The organism is Pseudomonas sp. NFACC13-1 (assembly GCF_900104425.1).
Taxonomy (GTDB): Bacteria; Pseudomonadota; Gammaproteobacteria; order Pseudomonadales; family Pseudomonadaceae; genus Aquipseudomonas; species Aquipseudomonas fluorescens_AA.
Genome location: NZ_FMXV01000001.1, coordinates 428,301 through 451,558 on the forward strand (window position 1 = coordinate 428,301; position 23,258 = coordinate 451,558).

At 62.1% G+C, this 23,258-nt stretch carries 19 protein-coding genes; 2 read left to right on the forward strand and 17 right to left on the reverse strand.

Annotation, left to right across the window (positions count from 1 at the left end):
* Positions 1 to 79 precede the first annotated feature (79 nt).
* The 7 genes from BLQ55_RS01980 to BLQ55_RS02010 all read right to left on the reverse strand — a co-directional run bounded on the left by BLQ55_RS01980 (position 80) and on the right by BLQ55_RS02010 (position 9,752).
* The gene (locus tag BLQ55_RS01980; protein WP_003175786.1) at positions 80 to 292 is read right to left on the reverse strand and encodes a cold-shock protein; all 213 of its coding nucleotides are present in this window, start codon (positions 290 to 292) and stop codon (positions 80 to 82) included.
* Positions 293 to 686: 394 nt separating this feature from the next.
* The gene (gene gcvT, locus BLQ55_RS01985) at positions 687 to 1,811 is read right to left on the reverse strand and encodes a glycine cleavage system aminomethyltransferase GcvT (protein WP_092201504.1); all 1,125 of its coding nucleotides are present in this window, start codon (positions 1,809 to 1,811) and stop codon (positions 687 to 689) included.
* Between the two features lie 31 nt (positions 1,812 to 1,842).
* Positions 1,843 to 3,219 (reverse strand): L-serine ammonia-lyase, encoded by a 1,377-nt coding sequence (locus tag BLQ55_RS01990; protein WP_092252030.1) that lies wholly within the window; start codon positions 3,217 to 3,219, stop codon positions 1,843 to 1,845.
* 237 nt (positions 3,220 to 3,456) lie between these two features.
* On the reverse strand, positions 3,457 to 6,306 hold the full coding sequence (gene gcvP / locus BLQ55_RS01995) for an aminomethyl-transferring glycine dehydrogenase (protein ID WP_092252032.1): 2,850 nt from the start codon (positions 6,304 to 6,306) through the stop codon (positions 3,457 to 3,459).
* 10 nt (positions 6,307 to 6,316) lie between these two features.
* Positions 6,317 to 6,700, reverse strand: coding sequence for a glycine cleavage system protein GcvH (gene gcvH, locus BLQ55_RS02000; RefSeq protein WP_092252034.1), 384 nt, complete (start codon positions 6,698 to 6,700; stop codon positions 6,317 to 6,319).
* Positions 6,701 to 7,118: 418 nt separating this feature from the next.
* Entirely contained in the window at positions 7,119 to 8,627 is a 1,509-nt protein-coding gene (locus BLQ55_RS02005; RefSeq protein WP_092201512.1) for a sigma-54-dependent transcriptional regulator, read from the reverse strand.
* 219 nt (positions 8,628 to 8,846) lie between these two features.
* Complete coding sequence (locus tag BLQ55_RS02010; protein ID WP_092252036.1) at positions 8,847 to 9,752, reverse strand: LysR family transcriptional regulator; 906 nt, start codon at positions 9,750 to 9,752, stop codon at positions 8,847 to 8,849.
* A gap of 113 nt (positions 9,753 to 9,865) precedes the next feature.
* Here BLQ55_RS02010 and BLQ55_RS02015 point away from each other — a divergent pair, with 113 nt between their 5' ends.
* Positions 9,866 to 10,744 carry an MBL fold metallo-hydrolase gene (locus BLQ55_RS02015; protein WP_092252038.1) on the forward strand — a complete coding sequence of 293 codons (879 nt, stop codon included), beginning with the start codon at positions 9,866 to 9,868 and terminating at the stop codon, positions 10,742 to 10,744.
* 201 nt (positions 10,745 to 10,945) lie between these two features.
* Complete coding sequence (locus BLQ55_RS02020; RefSeq protein ID WP_092201518.1) at positions 10,946 to 11,560, forward strand: NAD(P)-dependent oxidoreductase; 615 nt, start codon at positions 10,946 to 10,948, stop codon at positions 11,558 to 11,560.
* 121 nt (positions 11,561 to 11,681) lie between these two features.
* Here the strand turns inward: BLQ55_RS02020 and BLQ55_RS02025 are convergent, their stop codons facing one another.
* From BLQ55_RS02025 to glpK, 10 genes are all read right to left on the reverse strand, one after another.
* A complete protein-coding gene (locus BLQ55_RS02025) occupies positions 11,682 to 12,011 on the reverse strand; it encodes a GlpM family protein (protein ID WP_176814173.1) in 330 nt (109 codons plus the stop codon).
* 24 nt (positions 12,012 to 12,035) lie between these two features.
* Positions 12,036 to 13,364 carry a two-component response regulator AauR gene (locus BLQ55_RS02030; protein WP_092252042.1) on the reverse strand — a complete coding sequence of 443 codons (1,329 nt, stop codon included), beginning with the start codon at positions 13,362 to 13,364 and terminating at the stop codon, positions 12,036 to 12,038.
* Positions 13,361 to 15,262 (reverse strand): two-component sensor histidine kinase AauS, encoded by a 1,902-nt coding sequence (locus BLQ55_RS02035; RefSeq protein WP_092201522.1) that lies wholly within the window; start codon positions 15,260 to 15,262, stop codon positions 13,361 to 13,363. The genes BLQ55_RS02030 and BLQ55_RS02035 overlap by 4 nt, the downstream gene beginning before the upstream one ends.
* Before the next feature lie 175 nt (positions 15,263 to 15,437).
* Complete coding sequence (locus BLQ55_RS02040) at positions 15,438 to 16,172, reverse strand: amino acid ABC transporter ATP-binding protein (RefSeq protein WP_092201524.1); 735 nt, start codon at positions 16,170 to 16,172, stop codon at positions 15,438 to 15,440.
* Entirely contained in the window at positions 16,169 to 16,840 is a 672-nt protein-coding gene (locus BLQ55_RS02045) for an amino acid ABC transporter permease (RefSeq protein WP_060743144.1), read from the reverse strand. Before BLQ55_RS02045 ends, BLQ55_RS02040 begins: the two co-directional genes overlap by 4 nt.
* Positions 16,840 to 17,586 (reverse strand): amino acid ABC transporter permease, encoded by a 747-nt coding sequence (locus BLQ55_RS02050; RefSeq protein WP_092252044.1) that lies wholly within the window; start codon positions 17,584 to 17,586, stop codon positions 16,840 to 16,842. Before BLQ55_RS02050 ends, BLQ55_RS02045 begins: the two co-directional genes overlap by 1 nt.
* Positions 17,587 to 17,777: 191 nt before the next feature.
* Positions 17,778 to 18,692 carry a glutamate/aspartate ABC transporter substrate-binding protein gene (locus BLQ55_RS02055; RefSeq protein WP_092201530.1) on the reverse strand — a complete coding sequence of 305 codons (915 nt, stop codon included), beginning with the start codon at positions 18,690 to 18,692 and terminating at the stop codon, positions 17,778 to 17,780.
* 448 nt (positions 18,693 to 19,140) lie between these two features.
* Positions 19,141 to 20,679 carry a glycerol-3-phosphate dehydrogenase gene (gene glpD, locus BLQ55_RS02060; protein WP_092201532.1) on the reverse strand — a complete coding sequence of 513 codons (1,539 nt, stop codon included), beginning with the start codon at positions 20,677 to 20,679 and terminating at the stop codon, positions 19,141 to 19,143.
* Between the two features lie 224 nt (positions 20,680 to 20,903).
* Complete coding sequence (locus BLQ55_RS02065; protein ID WP_092201533.1) at positions 20,904 to 21,659, reverse strand: DeoR/GlpR family transcriptional regulator; 756 nt, start codon at positions 21,657 to 21,659, stop codon at positions 20,904 to 20,906.
* 84 nt (positions 21,660 to 21,743) lie between these two features.
* Positions 21,744 to 23,249 carry a glycerol kinase GlpK gene (glpK, locus tag BLQ55_RS02070; protein ID WP_060740931.1) on the reverse strand — a complete coding sequence of 502 codons (1,506 nt, stop codon included), beginning with the start codon at positions 23,247 to 23,249 and terminating at the stop codon, positions 21,744 to 21,746.
* Positions 23,250 to 23,258: the final 9 nt, after the last annotated feature.

The following is a 23,258-nucleotide window of genomic DNA, read 5'->3' on the forward strand; positions in this document are numbered from 1 at the left end:
AAAAAGAAGCCATTTTACGGATTTACGCCCATAAAAAAGCCCCTGATATCAATCAGGGGCTTTTTAGTGTGCGAAAGCCTCAGGCTTCGGCTTGAACCTCGTCAGCCTGCATGCCTTTCTGGCCTTGCACGGCAACGAAAGTGACTTTCTGGCCTTCTTTCAGGCTCTTGAAGCCGTTGCCCTGGATGGCGCGGAAATGCACGAACAGGTCCGGACCGCTTTCAGGCGTGATAAAACCAAAACCCTTTTCGTCGTTGAACCACTTGACGGTACCGCTCTGACGTTGAGACATTTTCTTATTTCCTTTGACGCTAAAATTGATGACAGCCTCTTTCGCATGAAAGAGTACTGGGCTGGGTTGCAGGAAAGTAAGAGACGTCGAACGGGATGTAGCGAACTTCATAAGCTACTGCCCAGGTCACGATTCCAAGCGACCCATGCAAACACAGTGACCAAACTCTACGCCAACTTCGAATAAAAAAACAACCCCCTCGGAAGGCCCCGTATTTGCTCAGCTTGCCCGCATTTACGCCGCTTGCGGAGCAGGGCTTATTCGATAGGCTAGTTCAATTGTTTACGACCGTTATAAGGTCGGTTGAATGTCTAAGATATGCACCTTTTTATGGCGGTTGCGTGACACATTAGTGCACGTATAACGCAACCGCGTTACTTATAGAAACAACCAATCAGCCGCGGTAGTAGCGCTGTGGAACGAATGGCATTTTGCTTACAAGCAAAGGCACCTTTTTCCCACGCACGATGGCCCAGACCGGCGTATCCAGCGCTACATAGGCGCTGTCCAGGTAACCCATCGCCAACGGAGCGCCCAAGGTCGGGCCGAAACCGCCGCTGCACACAGAGCCGATGGTCTCGCCGGCTTCGTTGACGATCTCCGCGCCTTCACGCACGGGTGTGCGTTCCTGGGGCAGCAGGCCGACGCGTTTGCGCTTCACGCCGCCCTGTTGTTGGGCGAACACGCTCTCGGCGCCGGGGAAACCACCGGCGCGGGCGCCATCGGCACGGCGCACTTTGGAAATGGCCCACAACAGGCTGGCTTCGATCGGCGTCGTCTCGGTGTTCATGTCGTGGCCATACAGGCACAGGCCGGCTTCCAGGCGCAGGGAGTCACGGGCGCCGAGGCCGATGGCCGCGACTTCCGGCTCGGCCAGCAAGGCACGGGCGAGTTTTTCCGCGTCGGCGGCGGGTACGGAGATTTCGAAACCGTCTTCACCGGTGTAGCCCGAACGGCTGACAAAGCAATCCACGCCCAGCAGCGTGACGCGCTGGAACTGCATGAAGGTCATCTTCGCCACGTCCGGCGCCAGGCGGGCGAGCACGGTGACGGCGGCCGGGCCTTGCAGGGCGAGCAGGGCGCGGGCCTCGAACAGCGGCTCGATCGTGCACTGATCGCCAATGTGCGCACGCAGGTGGGCCAGGTCCTGTTCCTTGCAGGCGGCGTTGACCACCAGGAACAGTTCGTCATTGCCCAGGTTGGCAACCATCAGGTCGTCGAGGATGCCGCCGTTGTCGTTGGTGAACATGGCGTAGCGCTGCATGCCTATCGGCAGGTCGATGATGTCCACCGGCACCAGGGTTTCCAGGGCCTTGGCGGCGCCTGCGCCGCTCAGGCGGATCTGGCCCATGTGGGACACGTCGAACAGCCCGGCCTGATCGCGGGTGTGCTGGTGTTCCTTCATCACGCCCAGTGGGTACTGCACCGGCATGTCGTAGCCGGCGAACGGCACCATGCGGGCGCCGAGTTCGAGGTGCAGGGCGTGCAGCGGGGTTTTCAACAGTTGTTCGGTGGACATATCAGCTCCTGGAAAATGAGAATGGCGCGCGTCAGCATTCGATGATGTTGACCGCCAGACCGCCGCGGGCGGTCTCCTTGTATTTGCTTTTCATGTCGGCGCCGGTCTGGCGCATGGTGCGGATGACTTTGTCGAGGGAGACGAAGTGATGCCCATCGCCGCGCATGGCCATGCGCACCGCGTTGATGGCCTTCACCGAGCCCATGGCGTTGCGTTCGATGCACGGCACCTGCACCAGCCCGCCGATCGGGTCGCAGGTCAGGCCGAGGTTGTGTTCCATGCCGATCTCGGCGGCGTTTTCCACTTGCTGCACGGTGCCGCCGAGCACTTCGCACAAGGCGCCGGCGGCCATGGAACAGGCCACGCCGACTTCACCCTGGCAACCGACTTCGGCGCCGGAGATGGAGGCGTTTTCCTTGTACAGGATGCCGATGGCGGCGGCGGTCAGCAGGAACCGCACCACGCCATCCTCGCTGGCCCCGGGGATGAAGCGCATGTAGTAATGCAGCACAGCCGGGACGATGCCCGCCGCCCCGTTGGTCGGGGCGGTGACGACGCGCCCGCCGTAGGCGTTTTCTTCGTTGACGGCCAAGGCGTACAGGTTGACCCAATCCAGCACCGACAGCGGGTCGCGCAGGGCGGCTTCGGGGTTCTTGCACAACTGGCGATGCAACGCTGCGGCCCGGCGCTTGACCTTCAGCCCGCCCGGCAGAATCCCTTCGTTGCGACAGCCGGCCGCCACGCAATCCTGCATCACCTGCCAGATTTTCAGCAGGCCGGCGCGGGTCTCGGCTTCGGGGCGCCAGGCGCTTTCGTTGGTCAGCATCACCTGGCTGATGGACAGGCCATAGGTGCTGCAATGACCCAGCAGGTCCTTGGCGCTCTTGAACGGGAAGGTCAGGGGCGTGGCGTCTTCGACGATGCGGTCGGCGCCGGCGGCGTCTTCATCCACGACAAAGCCGCCACCGACCGAGTAGTACTCGCGGCTGCGCACTTGCAGCCCGGCGGCATCGAAGGCGCGGAAGATCATGCCGTTGGGGTGAAAGGCCAGCGGCTTGCGGATCATCGCCAAGTGCAGTTTTTCGTTGAATTCGATGGCATGTTCGCCGAGCAGGTTCAGGCGACCGTTGCTGCGGATCTCCTGGAGCCGGGCGTTCACCGTTTCGGTGTCCACGGTGTCGGGATGCTCGCCCTCCAGGCCCAGCAGCACGGCCTTGTCACTGCCGTGGCCCTTGCCGGTGGCACCCAGGGAGCCGTAGAGCTCGACCTTGACGCTGGTAATGCTTTCAAGCAGGTCGTCACGGCGCAGCCCCTCGGCGAAACGGGCAGCGGCACGCATCGGGCCGACGGTATGGGAACTGGAAGGACCGATACCGATCTTGAACAGGTCGAACACGCTTAACGACATGGTGTTTCTCCGGTTTCTTTTTATGGGATCGACGGTTATGAAATGGGGCACAGGCTCCTTTGTGGGAGCGAGCTTGCTCGCGATAGCGGAGTGTCAGTCAACATTTCTGTCAGCTGTCACACCGCTATCGCGAGCAAGCTCGCTCCCACAGGGAGATGTGGTTTCCTTGAGAAAGTGACCTTCCACAAGGTTCGCGGTGTTGTTGAGAGGTGGCGAGCAAGCCCGCCCCTCCACAGGTCAAGCGTAGCTTTCGATCGACGGGCAGGCGCAGACCAGGTTGCGGTCGCCGAACACGTTGTCGACCCGGCCCACCGGCGGCCAGTACTTGCCATCGATCAACGACGCCACCGGGTACACCGCCTGTTCGCGGCTGTAGGGGTGGGTCCACTCGCCGACGAGCTCCGCCGCGGTGTGCGGGGCGTTCTTCAGCGGGTTGTCGTCTTTGTCCAGGCTGCCGTTTTCCACCGCACGAATTTCTTCGCGGATGCAGATCATGGCGTCGCAGAAGCGGTCCAGTTCTTCCTTGGATTCGCTTTCGGTCGGTTCGATCATCAACGTGCCGGCCACCGGGAACGACATGGTCGGCGCGTGGAAACCGAAGTCGATCAGGCGCTTGGCCACGTCATCGACACTGATGCCACTGCTGTCCTTGAGCGGACGCAAATCGAGAATGCACTCGTGGGCCACCAGGCCGTTGCTGCCGGAGTAGAGCACCGGGTAGTGCTCTTCCAGGCGACGGGCGATGTAGTTGGCATTGAGGATCGCCAGTTGCGAGGCGCGCTTGAGGCCCGCGCCGCCCATCATGCGGATGTACATCCAGGTGATCGGCAGGATGCTCGCGCTGCCGAACGGCGCCGCGCACACCGCGCCTTCCTTGCGCGCCATGTTGGCGTGGCCTGGGAGGAACGGCGCCAGGTGCGACTTGACGCCAATCGGGCCGACGCCCGGGCCGCCACCGCCGTGGGGGATGCAGAAGGTCTTGTGCAGGTTCAGGTGCGACACGTCGCCGCCGAACTTGCCCGGGGCGCAGAGGCCGACCATGGCGTTCATGTTGGCGCCGTCGATGTACACCTGGCCGCCGTTGTCATGAATGATGCCGCAGATTTCGCGGATGCCTTCTTCGAATACGCCGTGGGTGGACGGGTAGGTGATCATCAGCGCCGCGAGGTGTTCGCGGTGCTCGATGGCCTTGGCCCGCAGGTCTTCGATGTCGACGTTGCCACGGGCATCGCAGGCGGTCACGACCACGCGCATGCCGGCCATGTTGGCGGTGGCCGGGTTGGTGCCGTGGGCCGAGGACGGAATCAGGCAGATGTCGCGACGGTCTTCGCCACGGCTCTGGTGATAGGCGCGGATCGCCAGCAGGCCGGCGTATTCGCCCTGGGAACCGGCGTTGGGTTGCAGCGACACCGCGTCATAGCCGGTGGCGGCGCAGAGCATGGCCTCCAGCTCGTCGGTCAGTTGCTGGTAGCCAGCGCTTTGCTCGGCCGGGGCGAACGGGTGCAGGGCGCCGAACTCGGCCCAGGTCACCGGGATCATTTCGCTGGCGGCGTTGAGTTTCATGGTGCAGGAGCCCAGCGGGATCATGGTGCGATCCAGGGCCAGGTCCTTGTCGGCGAGCTTGCGCAGGTAGCGCATCAGCTCGGTTTCGGAGTGGTAGCGGTTGAACACCGGGTGGCTGAGGATCGCCGATTGGCGCACCAGCTCGGCCGGGATGCGGCTTTGCACGGTGGCGGCCAGTGCCGCGAAGTCCGGCAGGGCCTTGCCGTCGGCCAACAGGCCCCACAGTGCTTCGACGTCAGCTTGGCTGGTGGTCTCGTCCAGGGACAGGCCCAGGCGTTCCGTGTCCACCACACGCAGGTTGATGCGTTGGGCGCGGGCCTTGTCGTGCAGGGCGGCGGTGTGTGCACCGGTGCGCAGGGTCAGGGTGTCGAAGAAGCTCTCTTGCTCGACGCTCAGGCCCAGCTCGCCCAGGCCCTTGGCGAGGATCGCGGTCAGGTGATGGATGCGATTGGCAATTTGCACCAGGCCCTTGGGGCCGTGGTACACGGCGTACATGCTGGCGATGTTGGCCAGCAGCACCTGGGCGGTGCAGATGTTGCTCGTGGCTTTCTCGCGGCGGATGTGTTGCTCGCGGGTCTGCATCGCCAGGCGCAGGGCCGGCTTGCCGAAACGGTCCACGGAAACACCGACCAGGCGGCCCGGCATGTCGCGCTTGAACGCGTCCTTGGTGGAGAAGTACGCCGCGTGTGGGCCGCCGAAACCCAGCGGCACGCCGAAGCGTTGGGCGCTGCCGATGGCGACGTCGGCACCGAATTCACCCGGTGGGGTCAACAGGGTCAGGGCCAGCAGGTCCGCGGCCACGGCCACCAGGGCGTTGGCGGCGTGGAAGCGTTCGGTCAGTTCGCGGTAGTCGAACAGGTCGCCGTTGCTGGCCGGGTACTGCAGCAGCGCGCCGAAGAAGCCGCTGACGTCGCTCAGTTCGCGCTCATCGCCCACCACCACGTCGATGCCCAGGGGCTCGGCACGGGTGCGCAGCACGTCGAGGGTTTGCGGGTGGCTGTGCACGGAGGCGAAGAAGGCCTTGCTGCCCTTGTTCTTGCTCAGGCGCTTGCAGAAGGTCATGGCTTCGGCGGCGGCGGTGGCTTCGTCGAGCAACGAGGCGTTGGCGATCGGCAGGCCGGTGAGGTCGCTGATCAGGGTCTGGAAGTTCAACAGCGCTTCGAGACGGCCCTGGGAAATTTCTGGCTGATACGGGGTGTAGGCGGTGTACCAGGCCGGGTTTTCCAGCAGGTTGCGCAGGATCGGTGCCGGCGTGTGGCAGTTGTAGTAGCCCTGGCCGATGTAGGTCTTGAACAGTTGGTTCTTGCTGGCGATGGCCTTGATCGAGGCCAGTGCGTCGGCTTCGCTCTGGCCGTCGCCCATGTCCAGCACGCTGGTGCCCTTGATGCTTTCCGGGATGACGCTGGCGCTCAACGCTTCCAGGGAGTCGTAGCCCAGGCGCTCGAGCATGGCTTGCTCGTCGCTGGAGCGCGGGCCGATGTGGCGGGCGATGAATTCGTTGGCGGTGCCGAGATTAACGGTCATGGTGCGCTCCTCAGGCTTCGGCGTTGGCTTTGATCAGGCGATCGTAGGCGTCTTGATCCAACAGCTTAGCCACTGCGTCGGCGTCGGTCGGTTTAAAGCGGAAGAACCAGCCTTCGCCCATCGGATCTTCGTTGACCAGTTCCGGGCTGGCGTCGAGTTTGTCGTTCACTTCGAGCACTTCACCGTCCAGGGGCATGTACACACCGCTGGCGGCCTTGACCGATTCCACGGTAGAGGCCTCGGCGCCTTTGTCATAGGCCTGCAATTCAGGCAGTTGCACAAAAACCACGTCGCCCAATGCGTTCTGCGCGAAAGCGGTAATGCCTACGGTGACGCTGCCGTCGGCTTCGGTGCGCAGCCATTCGTGATCTTCAGTGAAACGCAACTCGCTCATGGAAACTCCTGGGGCCAGATTCGTCTGGTGGACGCGAAGAAAGGCGCGGGGCTTGGCCCGGCCGAATGGTTATATCCATAGCAAGAATACGGCCAATGTTTATAAGTGCTTATAAATCAACGGGTTGAATGCTTTTATCGAGACTCGAATCAATTCGACTGTAGCGAAATCGCTACAGTCGTACGCCTGGATAAAATCGTTGTGGGATCAAAGCCTTGTACAGTGCTGGTTAGCGGTAGGTGTATCGATATCGTTCCGCTGTAGCGCTTTCAGTACAGGTGGAGGTCGTTTTTGGCTTGATTCTGAACGCAACGCCGGCCCCATGTGGGAGCGAGCTTGCTCGCGATCGGGGACTGCCAGTCACCTCAGTGCAAACTGAACCACCGCTATCGCGAGCAAGCTCGCTCCCACAAGGGGCCTACGGCTTCCCGGAAATCCCGTATTTGCGCAACCGATGGGCAATCGCGGTATGGGAGGTCTGCAAGCGGCTGGCGAGCTGGCGGGTGGAGGGGTAGTTGACGTAGAGGCTTTCGAGCAGGTGCTTCTCGAAGGTTTCCACGGCCTGTTCCAGGCTTTCGACTTCCACATCGCTCTGGCGCGCTACGGAGGTGCCGGCGATGTCCAGGTCGCCGATGTCCACCAGGCTGCTTTCGCAGATGGCGGCGGCGCGGAAGATCACATTCTGCAATTGCCGCACGTTGCCCGGCCAGCGGTTGCCCAGTAGCGCCGGATACGTACCGGGAGCCAGGCGGCAGACCGGGCGCTGGATCTGCGCGCAGGCCTGCTGCATGAAGTAGCGCGCCAGCAGCAGGATGTCCTGGCCGCGTTCACGCAACGGCGGGACTTCGACGTTGAGCACGTTCAGGCGATAGAACAGGTCCTCGCGGAACGAGCCTTCGCTGACCATTTTCTCCAGGTTGCGGTGGGTGGCGCTGAGGATCCGCACGTTGACCTTGACTTCCCGGTCGCCGCCCACCCGGCGGAAGCTGCCATCGTTCAGGAAACGCAGGAGCTTGGCTTGCAGGTACGGTGACATCTCGCCGATTTCATCGAGGAATACCGTGCCCTGGTTCGCCAACTCCATCAGTCCTGGCTTGCCGCCCCGTTGCGCCCCGGTGAAGGCGCCGGGGGCGTAGCCGAACAGCTCGCTTTCCGCCAGGTTCTCCGGCAGCGCGGCGCAGTTCAGGGCCAGGAACGGCGCACTGTGACGGGCGCTGATGGCGTGACAGGCCCGGGCCACCAGTTCCTTGCCAGTGCCGGTTTCGCCCTGGATCAGCAGCGGTGCATCCAGGGCCGCGACCCGCTGGGCCCGGGCCTTGAGGGTGCGGATCGCCGGGGATTCGCCCAGCAGCGCGTCGAAACCTTCGGCGTGGTCGTGGTGCAGGGCGGACAGACGCTCGCCGATGCGATTGGGCTGATAGAGCGTCAGCAGCGCGCCGGCGTCGGTGATGGGCGTGGCGTCCAGCAGCAAGGTCTGGCCATTGAGGGTGACCTCCCGCAGCGGCAGGCGGAAACCGTTTTCCAGCAGGGCGCCGAGCAATGCCTCGTCACTGAACAGCTCGGCCACGCTTTCCCCGGCCGGTTCACGACCATACAGGGCGATCAACGCCGGGTTGGCCAGCAACACCTTGCCGACGCTGTCCAAGGCCAGCACGGGGTCGGTCATGGCGGCGAGCAAGGCATCGAGCTGCAAGTGCCGACGCTGGCCCGGCAAGATGTCCACCACGGTGACCGCCTGCACGCCGCGCACGCTGAACAGCGCCTCGCGCAGCTCGTCGAGCACTTGCGGGCTGAGGGTCGGGGCATCGATGTAGACGTTGGGTGGCACCATCTCCACCGCATCCAGATTGAGATTGCGCCCACCGAGCAAGGCCAGGACTTCCTGGGTGATGCCGACGCGGTCGATGAAACTGACGTGGATACGCATGGGGCGGTTTTGGGTTCTGGGTTGCGGAGGGTGGCCAGTATGCCTTGGGGCGGGCTGTTGGTGAAATCCTGGGACGGTACTTGAGAAAACTACCTTGGCCCTTGTGGGAGCGAGCTTGCTCGCGATAGCTGAATGTCAGTCAACATCTTTGCTGGCTGTCACACCGCTATCGCGAGCAAGCTCGCTCCCACAGGGGGACAGTGGTGAGGCGAGTATTTTCTACAACCCCATATCCCACTCCGGCGTCTCGGGAAACTTCAGCACCAGAAAATCCAGCAGGCTGCGCAGCGCCGAGGGCATGTGCTTGCGTGAGGCATACACCGCGTACATGTTCATCCGGCGCGGTTCGGCATGGGGCAGCAGGCGGATCAGTTCGCCGTTCTTGAGGTGGGCACCGGCCTGGTAGCTGGGCAGCATCGCCACGCCTGCGCCGGCTATCGTGGCTTGAAGCAATGTGCTGGCTTCGTTGGCGCTGATGTTGCCTTGTACCGGCACCGAGACCTGTTCGCTGTCCTGCTCGAAATGCCACAGGCTCTTGCCGACGTAGGAGTGGGTGAGGCAGTTGTGCCGGCTCAGGTCTTCCACGCGCAGCGGTGTCGAATGCTCACGCAGATACCGCGGCGAAGCGCAGATCACCGAACGGCAGACCGTCAGGCGGCGGGCGATCAGGTTCGGGTCCAGGTCGTTGCTCATACGGATCGCCAGGTCGATGCGCTCGTCCACCAGGTTCACGGTGCGGTCGAGCATCTGCAGGTCGACGCTCACCCCTGGGTAGCGCTTGACGTAGTCGGCCATGGCGCTCGCCAGTTGGGCCTGGCCGAACGAGGTGCTGGCGCTGATGCGCAACAGACCCCGTGGCGCGTCGTCCGGGGTGCCGACGGCGGCTTGCATGTCGCCGGACAGCTCCAGCATCTGCCGGCAGCGCGGCAGGATCTCGGAACCTGCGGCCGTCAGGCTCAGCTTGCGGGTGGTGCGGTGCATCAGCCGGGCACCGACCCAATCTTCCAGCTCCGCCAGGTAGCGCGATACCACTGGCCGCGACAGGTCCAGATGCTCGGCCGCCGCCGACTGGCTGCCCAGGTCGACCACCGTGACGAACACCCGCATTGCTTGTAGACGATCCATGATTTGCCCGATTTCAGAAACAAACTATGTTCCAGCATCGCATTTTTTGTAACGAGTCAGGTAACTAAGCTCCGTCTCATTCCCCTGGCGGGTTTTTCGACAACGGAGCACACATGACCGGCTTTATCCCACTCAAGCGCCTGCTGCTGGCAACTGCCGCCCTGGCTTTCACTGCCCAGAGCTGGGCCGCCGGCTTGACGCTCGACGTCTACAACCCTGGCGCGGCGGCGGTTTTCCCGGTGACTTCGGTGTTGGTCAGCGGTGAAAAAGAGGCGATTCTGGTGGACGCCCAGTTTGGCAAATCCCAGGCCGCCGAGGTGGTGGAAAAAATCCGCGCCAGTGGCAAGCGATTGACCACGATCTACATCAGCCATGGCGACCCAGACTACTATTTTGGTCTGGAGACCCTCACCGCCGCGTTCCCTGAGGCCAAGGTGCTGGCGTCGGCGCCGACCGTCGAGCACATCAAGCAGACCATGGACGGCAAACTGAAATACTGGGGGCCGATCCTGAAGACCGATGCGCCGGCCAGAGCCATCGTGCCCCAGGTGCTCAAGGGCGACAGCCTGACCCTGGAAGGCCAGCGCTTGCAGGTCGTCGGCCTCGATGGTCCGCAGCCGGATCGCAGTTTCGTGTGGATTCCATCGATCAAGGCGGTGGTGGGCGGTGTCGTGGTGGCCGAGAACCTTCATGTGTGGATGGCCGATACCCAGACGCCGCAGTCTCACAAGGATTGGCTGGCGACGCTGGACACTATCGAAAAGCTGCAACCGGCCACTGTCATCCCCGGCCATTACCTGGGCGAAAGCGCCCGTTCCCTGGCCTCGGTGCGTTTCACCGCCGATTACATCAAGGCTTTCGACGAAGAAACCGCCAAGGCCAAGGATTCCGCCGCGCTGATCCGTGCCATGAAACTACGCTATCCGGACCTGGGTGAAGACAGCTCCCTGGAGCTCAGTGCCAAGGTGGCCAAAGGCGAGATGAAGTGGTGAATCCCGATCTGTGATCGGAGCACCGTTGTGGCGAGGGGATTTATCCCCGCTGGGCCGCGAAGCGGTCCTAAGAAGGCTGACCAAGTTACATCAGGCCTGTGGCATGTGGTGCATTTAGGGGACTGCTTCGCAGTCCAGCGGGGATAAATCCCCTCGCCACAAGAGCATGTATTTCAACATCGCTAATCACTGGAGAACACCATGAGCAAAATTGCAATCATCGGCGCCACCGGGCGTGCGGGTAGCCAGCTGTTGGAAGAGGCCCTGCGCCGTGGTCACAGCGTGACGGCCATTGCCCGCAACACCGCGAAAATCGGCGAAAGGGCCGGGGTGGTCAGCAAGCAGTTGGACGTATTGGACAGCGAGGCGCTGATCGCCGCCATCGCCGGGCATGACGTGGTGATCAGTGCCACGCACTTTGCCAGCGTGCCGGCCGACAAGGTCATCGCACCGGTGAAGGCTGCCGGGGTCAAGCGCTTGCTGGTGGTCGGCGGGGCCGGTTCGTTGCTGCTGCCGGATAACAGCCGGGTGATCGACAGCGACGGCTTCCCGGAGGAATACCTGGCCGAAGCCAGCGCCGGTGCATTGTTCCTGGATGTGCTGCGCAAGGAACAGGACCTGGACTGGACCTTCCTCTCGCCTTCGGCGGAGTTCGTGGAAACCGAGCGCACGGGCCAGTTCCGTGTCGGCAAGGATCATCTGCTGTTCGACGCCGATGGGCGTAGCTGGATCAGCTTCGCCGACTACGCCATTGCGATGATCGATGAAGTGGAAGCGCCGCAGTTTTCGCGGACGCGGTTTACCGTCGGTTATTGAGCCGTAGGTTTTGTAGGAGCTGTCGAGCAGCGCGAGGCTGCGATCTTTCCTTGGACACTTGAGTCTCTAGCGAACGATCAAGAGATCGCAGCCTCGCTTCGCTCGACAGCTCCTACAGGGATCAGCCGTGCACCCGCACCCAGACGGTGACCAGCACCGTCGCTGCCATCAGCCAGGCGACGGCTGCCACGGCCAATGAGGCTTCGAGGCGCAGGCGGTCGACCATGACGTACAGCGTTGCGAGATAGACGAAGTACGGAATGATCGACCACATGCCAAACACGATGGTGGTCTTCAGATCGTCCACCGAGCGGCCTTTGCCAACGATGTAGTGGGCGATCAGGGCGAAGGTGGGGAACAGCGGCACCAGCCCGGCGATGTAGTAATTCTTGGTCTTGGCCAGCATCGCCAGGATGACCACCACGGCTGCACCCAGCGCCGCCTTGAAAATCAGGTCCACACGTTCACCCTTCGGTTAGTGGCTCAGGCCATATTTTTTGACTTTGTCGAACAGCGTGGTCTTGGCCATGCCCAGCTCCTGGCTGGCCTGGGTCAGGTTGCCGCCGCTGCGTTGCAGGGCGTCCACCAGCAGGTTGCGTTCGAACGCTTCCACCGCTTCGGCGAAGGCCAGGCCCTGGCTGCCGCTGCTGGCGCCAGACCGCTTGAATGCCGGCAGGCCGAGGGCGTAGCGCTCGGCGACGTTGCGCAGTTCGCGCACATTGCCCGGCCAGTCGTGGCTCATCAGGTTCGACAGGGTCTGGTTGTCCAGCTCCGGCACCGTGCGGTCGAAGCGCAGGGACGACTGTTGGAGAAAGTGCTCGAACAATTGCAGGATGTCTTCGCGCCGCTCGCGCAGGGGCGGCAGTTCCAGGGTCACCACGTTGAGGCGGTAATACAGGTCGCTGCGGAATTGCCCGGACCGGCCCATTTCGTCCAGGTCGGACTTGGTGGCGGCGATCACCCGGCAATCCACCGCCACGCTCTGGTTCGAGCCCAGGCGTTCGAGGGTGCGTTCCTGCAGCACGCGCAGCAACTTGATCTGCAAGGGCAGGGGCATGCTTTCCACTTCATCGAGAAACAGCGTGCCGCCATCGGCATGCTCGATCTTGCCGATCCGGCGTTTGCCGGCCCCGGTGAAGGCGTTGGCCTCGTGGCCGAAAATCTCGCTTTCGAACAGGTTCTCCGGCAGGCCGCCGCAGTTCAGCGCGACGAACTGCTTGTCGTGGCGCCGGCTGAAATCATGCAGGCAGCGGGCGACCAGTTCCTTGCCGGTGCCGGTTTCGCCTTCGATCAGGACGTTGGCCGAGGTGTCGGCGACGTTGGCGATCAGCGCGCGCAGATGCTGCATGGCCGGCGAGCGGCCAATGATCCGGCCTTCCAGGGAGTCGCGCTCGGCCAGTTGCCGACGCAGCGATGACACTTCCCGGGCCAGGCTGCGCTGTTCCAGGGCGCGACGGGCGACGTCCACCAGGCGCTCAGGGGAGAAGGGTTTCTCCATGAAGTCATAGGCGCCTTTTTGCATGGCCCCGACGGCCATGGAAATGTCACCGTGGCCGGTGATCAGCACCACCGGCAGGCTGCGGTCCCGCGCCTTGAGACGCGTCAGCAGTTCCAGGCCGTCGATGCCCGGCAGCCGAATATCGCTGATGACGATGCCGGCAAAGTCATCGTCGACTCGCTCCAGGGCCTCTTCGGCACTGCCCACGCCGATGCAGGGAATGTCTTCCAGGCTCAGGGCCTGCTGGCAGCCCAGCAGGACGTGGGGGTCGTCTTCGACGATCAGTACGCTCAGGTCGTGGTTCATAGCGGCTCGGCAGGTGAAAGGCTGACCAACGGTAGATTGAGGACAAACGTAGTGCCACGCTCGAGCGGGTACTCGACGCCCAGGTGCCCACCCGCGGCGGCGGCCAGGCTCGCCGAGAGCGTCAGGCCCAGGCCCAGGCCCTGTTCGCCAGGTTTGGTGGTGAAGAACGGTTCGAACAAATGCTTGCGGGCTTCAGGATCGATGCCGTGACCATTGTCCCGCACCCGAAGGCGATATTTGCCATCGGCGGCCTGGCCGTCGAGCCACAGTTTCGGCTCGGGTTGCGTTTGCATGGCGTCCAGGGCGTTGCCGATCAGGTTCACCAGGATCTGTTCGAGGCGGGTCTGGTCGATTTGCAATTGGACGTCATCGAAACCGCTGTGGATCTGGATGTCCAGGTTTTCCAGGCGCCCGCCCAGCAATTGCAATGCGGCCTCGACGGCCTTGCCCAGGCTCGCCCGGCCCTGGTCGTCGCCGCGCCGGGCGAAGGCGCGCAGGCTGGCGGTGATCCGGCCCATGCGGTCGATCAATTCGTTGATGGTCTTGAGGTTGGTGCTGGCGATGTCCAGCTGGCCGCGCTCCAGGAAGCGCACGGTATTGCCGGACAAGGTGCGCAGTGCCGCCAGCGGCTGGTTGAGCTCATGGGCGATGCTGGTGGACATCTGGCCGATGGCCGCCAGTTTACCGGCCTGGACCAGTTCGTCCTGGGCCCGGCGCAAGGTCTCTTCGGCCTGGCGCCGCTCGCGGATCTGGCCCTTGAGTCGTTCGTTGCTGGCGCGCAGGTCGGTGGTGCGTTCGGTAATCCGACGCTCGAGCTGGTTGTTGGCTTCCTGCAAGGCTTCCCGGGCGGCAAGGCGGGTGGCGATGACCTTGCGTCGTTCGTTCCAGGCGATCAGCAGGAACGCCACCAGGGCGAAGGCCACGGCCACCAGGATGCCTTGGTTGATCGCCTGGCGACGCAGGTCTTCAAGGGGCGTCAGCAGGGTGAAATTCCACGGGGTGTCGCTCAAGGGCCGGGTCTGCGACAGGTAGCTGATGGCGCGTTCGTCGGATACCAGTTCGGTGTTGGCCGGGAAGGTCAGCTTCTCCATGCCTTCGGCCAGGCGTTCCCGGGCCAGGGGCACCAGTTCATTGAGCGGGAACCAATAATATTGCAGGCTGCGGGCCAGGCGCTCCTTGGTCTCGTCGCTCAGGGGGCGCACCGACTTGAGCCGTCGCGCCGGGTCGCTGGACAGGATGATGATGCCGTTCTCGTCACTGACGAACGCCTCCAGCCGCGCTCGCTGCCAGCGCTCTTCCATGGCTTCGAGGCGCACCTTGACCACCGCCACGCCAATGATCTTGCCCTGTTGCTCCAGGCCATGGGCCAGGTAGTAGCCGGGTTCGCCATTGGTGCTGCCGATGCCGTAGAACCGTCCTGGCTGGCCGCGTACGGCGTTCTGGAAATAGGCGCGGAAGGACAGGTCTTCGCCCAGGTAACTGTCGACATCGCGCCAGTTGCTGGTGGCCAGCACCCGACCGGTGGTGTCCATCACGTAGATGGCCCGGCTGCGGCTGCGGCGGTTCAGGCCTTCGAGGTATTCGTTGACGGTCTTGCGATGCTCGGGCGTGGGGTCGTCGAGCAGTTGCGAGACACTCGATTCAAGCTCCAGCAGGCTGGGCAGGTAGGTGTACTTGCTGATCTCGCTCTCGACCGCGCGGGCGTGCAGCTCCAACTGGCGCTCGCCATTCTCGGCGAGGCCACGTACGCCATAGTGCTCGCTGATCCAGAAACCGAGGTAACCCAGGCCGATCATCAGCGCAATGACCAGCGGCGGCAGGAACAGATGGCGGATCAGGCGGGGTTTCACGGCGAGTGATGGCGGCGCGGCGCGATAAAGGGTGGGGTCGCATTTCATCACAGAAGCCTTGGGTCAACCACAACACTTGCTCAAGGACCACCGTAGTTCCCTGGTGGGAGCGAGCCTGCTCGCGATAGCGGACTGACATTCAACATCGAGGTTGATTGTTCTGGCCTCATCGCGAGCAGGCTCGCTCCCACAGGGATTCGTGGCAGCTTCAGCAAATGTTCTTTTAGTGCTGCAGGATTTTCTCGAGGAAATGCTGCGCACGTTCGGAGCGGGCACTGATGTCGCCGAAGAACTCTTCTTTCTTGCAGTCTTCGATGATCTGGCCCTGGTCCATGAAAATCACCCGGTTCGCCACTTTGCGGGCGAAGCCCATTTCGTGGGTCACGCACATCATGGTCATGCCTTCATGGGCCAGTTGCACCATCACGTCGAGCACCTCGTTGACCATTTCCGGGTCAAGGGCCGAGGTCGGTTCGTCGAACAGCATCACCACCGGGTCCATCGCCAGGGCACGGGCAATCGCCACGCGTTGCTGCTGGCCGCCGGAGAGCTGGCCCGGGTGCTTGTGGGCGTGGGCCGAGAGGCCGACCCGCTCGAGCAGTTGCAGGCCTTTCTTGGTGGCTTCTTCCTTGCTGCGGCCCAGCACCTTGATCTGCGCGATGGTCAGGTTTTCGGTGATGGTCAGGTGCGGGAACAGTTCGAAATGCTGGAACACCATGCCCACCCGCGAACGCAGTTGCGGCAGGTTGGTCTTCGGGTCGGCGATGGAGGTGCCATCGACCACGATGTCGCCTTTCTGGAACGGCTCCAGGGCGTTCACGCATTTGATCAGCGTGGATTTGCCCGAACCCGATGGCCCGCACACCACCACGACCTCACCCTTGCTGACCTCGGTGCTGCAATTGGTCAGTACCTGGAAGTCCCCATACCACTTGTTGATGTTCTTGATAGAGATCATACGGCGAACCTTTTTTGCAGACGCTTGACCAGCAGCGAGGCGGCAAAGCTGATTGTGAAGTACACGAGACCTGCGACGATCAGGAACTCATTGGAGCGGCCGATGATGTCGCCATTGGCCCGCGAAGCATTGAGGAAGTCCACCAGGCCGACCGTGTAGACCAGCGAGGTGTCCTGAAACAGGATGATGCTCTGTTGCAGCAGCAGCGGGGTCATCTTGCGAAACGCCTGGGGCAGGATGATCAGGCGCATGGTCTGGCCATAGTTCATGCCCAGCGCCTGTGCCGCGCCCATCTGGCCCTTGGGGATCGACTGCACGCCGGCCCGCACGATTTCGCAGAAGTACGCCGCCTCGAACATCATGAACGCCACGACGCAGGAGCCGAACGCACCGATCGGCGTGTCTTCGCCGGTGATCCAGCGCAGCACGAACGGCACCGCCAGGTAGAACCAGGTGATGACCAGCAGCAGCGGAATTGAGCGGAAATAGTTGACGTAGGCGCCGGCTATGTTGGAGATCAGCTTGTTATGGGACAGGCGCATCAGCGCCAGGATCGTCCCCAGGATGATCCCGCCAACCACGCCCATGGCCATCAGCTTGAGGGTCATGACCATGCCGTTCCACAAGCCGGGAATGGCCGGTATGACGCCAGTGAAATCGAATTCCATCATTTACCCCCCACGGAGATCAGGCCGGGCACCGCGACTCTCTTCTCGACCATGCGCATGAGCAGCATCAGGCTCATGTTCAGGGTGAAGTAGATCAGCGTCGCCAGGGTGAAGGCTTCGAACAGGTTGGCGGAGAACTCGGCGGTCTGCTTGGTCTGCGCGAGCAGCTCCATCAGCCCGATCAGCGACGCCACGGAGGAGTTCTTGAAGACGTTGAGAAATTCCGAAGTAAGCGGCGGAATGATGATCCGGTAGGCCTGGGGCAGCAGCACGTTCCAGTAGATCTGCGGCAGCTTGAAGCCCATGGCCCGGGCAGCGGACTCCTGGCCACGCGGCAGTGCCTGGATGCCGGTGCGAACCTGTTCGCAGACCCGGGCGGCGGTGAACAGGCCCAGGCACACGACGACGCTCAGGTAGGCCGAGGTGGTCGGGTTCAGGTCCTGCTTGTACCACTCCTGCATATCGGCGGGCAGCAGGTCCGGCACGAGGAAGTACCAGATGAACAGTTGAACCAGCAGTGGCACATTACGGAAGAGTTCCACGTAGCAGGTGGCGATCCCCGACACCAGCCGGTTCGGTACGGTGCGCATCACGCCGAGTACCGAGCCCAGCAGCAGGGCGATGATCCAGGCCACGACGGCGATGGCGATGGTCCAGCCCAGGCCGGCCAGGTACCAGTCGAGATAAATCTCGCTGCCCACGCCGGTGGACTTGAAGAACACGCCCCAGTCCCAGTTGTAATTCATTAGGGTCTCCCCTCAGATCGTTCGAGATACAAGTGCCCGCCTGGGGAAGCTCCGTTCCCGCCTGGCTGGGTAGCCAGGCACACAAGATCGGCTCGATAGCCGCCGGTTCGAGTGTTTTCCAAATTTGCCAGCAGGGAGTGACCATCCCCTGAAAGGGCCGGGCCCCTTCAGGAGATAAGGTTAGTCAGAAATCAGGATTTCTTGTCGTCAGCCGCTTTATCGGTCGGATTGGCGATCAGTGCCTTGAGCTCGTCGCTCATCGGGAAGTTCAGGTTCAGGCCTTTTGGCGGGATAGGCTGCATGAACCATTTTTCGTAGATCTTGTTGATCTCGCCCGAAGCGTAGGTGGCCTTGATGGCATCATCCACAGCCTTTTTGAACGGCTCGTCGCCCTTGCGCATCATGCAGCCGTAGATTTCGTAGGACTGTGGTGTACCGGTCACGGCCCAGTCGTCGGCTTTCTTGGCCTTGGCGGCTTCGCCGGCCAGCAGTGCATCGTCCATCATGAAAGCGACGGCACGGCCGCCTTCGAGCATCTGGAAGGACTCGCCATGGTCCTTGGCGGAGATGACGTTCATGCCCATTTGCTTGTCGGCGTTCATGGACTTGAGGAGGCGCTCGGATGTGGTGCCGGCGGTGGTCACGACGTTCTTGCCCTTGAGGTCGTCGAAATCCTTGTACTTGGAATCTTTCTTGGTCAGCAGCCGAGTGCCGATTTCGAAGATGCCAACGGAGAAGTCAACCTGCTGCTGACGCTCGACGTTGTTGGTGGTGGAGCCGCATTCCAGGTCCACGGTGCCGTTCTGCACCAGCGGGATACGGGTTTGCGAGGTGACCAGGTTGTACTTGACCTGCAGGTCGGGCAGGTCCAGGTCTTTCTTGATCGCTTCGACGACTTTCAGCTGGATGTCGTGGGAGTAGCCGACCGGCTTGCCGGAAGCGTCCGCGATGTAGGAGAACGGAATGGAAGCGTCGCGATGCCCAAGCGTAATGACGCCGGACTCTTTGATCTTTTTCAGTGTGCCGGTCAGTTCGGCTGCGAAAACCGGAGTGCTGATCAGAGCGGCAGCAATGGCTGCGCCCAGGAGATGGGGAACGATACGCATCGATGTTTCCTCGACATTGTTTTTTTTATTTCGGCCGGTTCGTCGGCCCTGAGTACTTCGAGATGCCTGGCAGCTCCTGGTGTGTTGGCGTGCAGGCATTCGTCTCCAGAAGTGTAGAGCATGACTCGTGCCAGGCCAGGCCAGCCTGTTTAACTTGTTGTTTTAAATGGTTATTGATGTGTTGTGTCAGGTTTTATGCCGGCTGCTTTATCCGGTTAGCCGAACTGACTGGCGGGTCGTGTTCGGAAAACCGAATGGCTTTGAGCTGTCCCCAATCCATTGTGGGAGCGAGCTTGCTCGCGATAGCGGTGTGTCAGTTCCATAGAGACTGAATGTGCTGGCCTCATCGCGAGCAAGCTCGCTCCCACAGGGGGCAGCGGTGGACGCCAGATAGCAAAAAGCCCCTGAATCGCTGGATTCAGGGGCTTTGGGGGTTGCGGGGTATTGGTCAGGCCGCTTCGATCTTGCGACGGTTGTGCTCGACTTTATCCAGGTACTGCCGCAGCTTCTCCTGCTCGGCCGGGGTGGTGAACAAGCCCAGCTTGCTGCGGCGCCACAAGACGTCCTGGGCATCGACGGCCCATTCGTCGCTGCACAGATAATCGACTTCGCGGGTATAGAGGCCGGCGCCAAGGTGTTCGCCCAGGTCGCTCAGGTCATGCACGCCTTCGAGCATGCGCCAGGTACGGCTGCCATAAGTGGTGGCCCAGCGGCGGGCGATGTCGGTCGGCAGCCAGTCGAACTTGTCACGTAACGCCGAGCACAGCGCTTGCGGGGTGGTCATGTTTTCGCCGCCGGGAAGGGCCTCTACGGCGGTCCAGCTTCCGCGCATCTGCGTGAAGTAGGGCGCCAGTTGCGCCATGGCCGATTCGGCCAGTTTGCGATAAGTGGTCAGCTTGCCACCGAACACCGACAGCAAGGGCGCTTCTTCGCCACCACCGGAAAGCGCCAGGGTGTAGTCCCGGGTGACGGCCGACGGGTTGTCGGATTCGTCATTGCACAGCGGACGTACGCCGGAATAGCTGTGCAGGATATCGTCGCGGTTGATCTGCTTCTTGAAGTGGGCGTTGACCACCTTCAGCAGGTAATCGGTCTCGCCTTCGGTAATCGCCACGTTGGCCGGATCGCCGCTGTATTCGCGATCCGTCGTACCGATCAGGGTGAACTGGTTCAGGTACGGAATGGTGAACACAATGCGCTGATCTTCGTTTTGCAGAATGTGCGCATGCTCGCCTTCGTAGAGTTTCGGCACGATCAGGTGGCTGCCCTGGATCAGGCGAATGCCGTAGGGCGATTCCAGCTTCAGGTCATCGCGAATGAATTTGGCGACCCATGGGCCGGCGGCATTGACCAGCGCCTTGGCGCGGATCGAAAACAGGCTGCCGTCGGCCCGTTCCAGATGCAAGTGCCACAGGCCTTTGCTGCGGCGGGCGTTCACACAGCGGGTGCGGGTATGGACGTGAGCGCCTTTTTCCCGGGCGGCCATGGCGTTGAGCACCACCAGGCGCGCGTCATCGACCCAGCAGTCGGAGTATTCGAAGCCCTTGGTTATCTCACTTTTCAGCGCGCTGTCGGCACCGAACTTCAAACTTTTGGAGCCGGCGAGCTGTTCACGTTTGCCCAGGTGATCGTAGAGGAACAGGCCGGCGCGAATCATCCAGGCCGGACGCAGGTGCGGGCGGTGGGGCAGCACGAAGCGCATTTGCTTGACGATGTGCGGGGCCTTGGTCAGCAGCACTTCGCGTTCGGCCAGAGCTTCGCGCACCAGGCGGAATTCATAATGTTCAAGGTAGCGCAGGCCACCGTGGATCAGCTTGCTGCTGGCCGACGAGGTATGGCTGGCCAGGTCGTCCTTTTCGCAAAGGAACACCGAAAGACCGCGACCGGCAGCGTCCGCGGCAATCCCCACGCCATTGATACCGCCACCAATGACGGCGACGTCATAGATCTCGGCGAGAGGGGGCGTAGGCAAGGTAGAAGTGGGCATCGGCTGGCCTCGGGTTCTTTTCGCAATATTTGAATTCGAACATAAATGTTCATTTGCGAAAATACTAGCCCATAAAGACAGCAACAGCCAGCCGTTTTTGATTGAAAATACTGATCAAAAGAAGCTGAAAGGAAAATTTTCGAACACGAAGACAGCTTGAGGCAGATAGGAAGGCATCTGTGGCGAGGGGATAAATCCCCTCGCCACAGAGGACCGGAAGGGCGTCAGACCACCTCCAGCCGAATCTTGTGCTGGCTCAACAGCTGCGCCAGGGTCGGCACCGGTTGCTGGTCGGTCACCAGGCAATCGATCAGACTGATGGGGCCCAGGCGGACCATGGCATTGCGTCCGAACTTGCTGGAGTCCGCCGCCAACAGCACTTGCCGGGCGTTGGCGATGATGGCTTGGGAAACCCGCACTTCCTGGTAGTCGAAGTCCAACAGGCTGCCGTCTTCGTCGATCCCGCTGATGCCCACCAGGGCGAAGTCGACCTTGAACTGGTTGATGAAGTCGACGCTGGCCTGGCCCACCACGCCGCCGTCACGCCGTACGTTGCCGCCGGCGATCAGGACTTCGAAGTCGTCCTTGGCGCTGAGGATCGAAGCCACGTGCAGGTTGTTGGTGATGACCTTCAAGTGGTTGTGATTGAGCAGGGCCCGGGCGATGGATTCGGTGGTGGTGCCGATGTTGATGAACAGCGAGGCGTGATCGGGGATCTGGGCGGCGATGGCTTCGGCGATGCGTTGCTTTTCGTCGCGCATCTGGTCGGCGCGCATGGCATAGGCAGTGTTTTCCACGCTTGAATCGTAGGCGGCGCCGCCGTGGTAGCGGCGCAGCAGGTTCACTTCCGCCAGTTGGTTGATGTCGCGGCGAATGGTTTGCGGGGTGACGACGAATAACTGCGCCATTTCCTCGATGCTGACATAGCCGCGTTCGCGGACCAGTTCGAGGATTTGCTGCTGGCGGGGAGGCAGATTCATGGGGCTTCCTTTGGGCTGCCGTACAAAATTTGCCCATGATGCCGCAGGAATCCGATCCCGACCAGTTTCAGAACCTTATCAGGCTTATTCAGCGTCTTCGTGGGGTTCCCAATCGCGGGTGCGGCTGACCGCTTTCTGCCAGCCGGCATAGAGTTTTTCTTTCGCCGCCTCGTCCAGTTGCGGTTCGAATTCGCGCTCGATCACCGCTTTGCCGCGCAGTTCTTCCAGGCTGCCCCAGAAGCCGCACGCCAGGCCGGCCAGGTACGCCGCACCCAGGGCCGTGGTTTCACGCATTTTCGGCCGCTCGACCTGGGTGCCGAGGATGTCGGCCTGGAACTGCATCAGGAAGTTGTTCGCCACCGCGCCGCCGTCGACGCGCAGGGCCCTGAGGCGTTCACCCGAATCCTGTTGCATGGCGTCGAGCACGTCGCGGGTCTGGTAGGCAATCGACTCCAGTGCTGCGCGAATGATGTGATCGACCCGTACGCCGCGGGTCAGGCCAAACAGCGCACCACGGGCATAGGGGTCCCAATACGGCGCGCCCAGGCCGGTGAAGGCGGGCACCAGGTACACACCGTTGCTGTCCTTGACCTTGTTGGCAAAGTATTCGGTATCCAGGGCGTCGTTGATGATCTTCAGTTCATCGCGCAGCCACTGGACGGTGGAGCCGCCGTTGAATACAGCGCCTTCCAGGGCGTAGGCCACTTCGCCACGGGGGCCGCAGGCGATGGTGGTGAGCATGCCGTGATTGGATTTCACGGCCTTTTTCCCGGTGTTCATCAGCAGGAAGCAGCCGGTGCCGTAGGTGTTTTTCGCCTGCCCCGGCTCCACGCACATCTGCCCGAACAGAGCTGCCTGCTGGTCGCCAGCGATGCCGCCGATGGCGATACCGCTTTTGGTGCGGCCATAGATTTCCGAGGACGACTTCACTTCCGGGAGCATTTCCCGGGGGATGTCGAGGATCTCCAGCATCTTCGCGTCCCATTCCAACGAGTGAATGTTGAAGAGCAGGGTGCGCGAGGCGTTGGTGTAGTCGGTGACGTGGACCTTGCCACCGGTGAATTTCCAGATCAGCCAGCTATCGACCGTGCCGAACAGCAGCTCACCGTTACGCGCACGCTCGCGGCTGCCTTCGACGTTGTCCAGGATCCACTTGAGCTTGGTGCCGGAGAAGTACGGGTCGGTGACCAGGCCGGTGGTCTGGCTGATGTATTGCTCGTGGCCGTCGCGCTTGAGCTGTTGGCAGATCTCTGTGCTGCGGCGGCACTGCCAGACGATGGCGTTGTAGATCGGCCGGCCGGTGGTCTTGTCCCAGACCACGGTGGTCTCCCGCTGGTTGGTGATGCCGATGGCGGCCACCTGGTCATGGTGCAGGCCGGCCTGGGCCAGGGCTTCGACCATGACCGCGCTCTGGGTGGCGAAGATTTCCATCGGGTCGTGTTCGACCCAGCCGGCCTGCGGGTAGTGCTGGGCGAATTCGCGTTGGGCGGTGCAGACCACATTGGCATCACGGTCGAAGATGATCGCGCGCGAGCTGGTCGTACCCTGGTCGAGGGCAATGATGTAGTTCTTGTTCTGGATATCGGTCATGTCGATTGC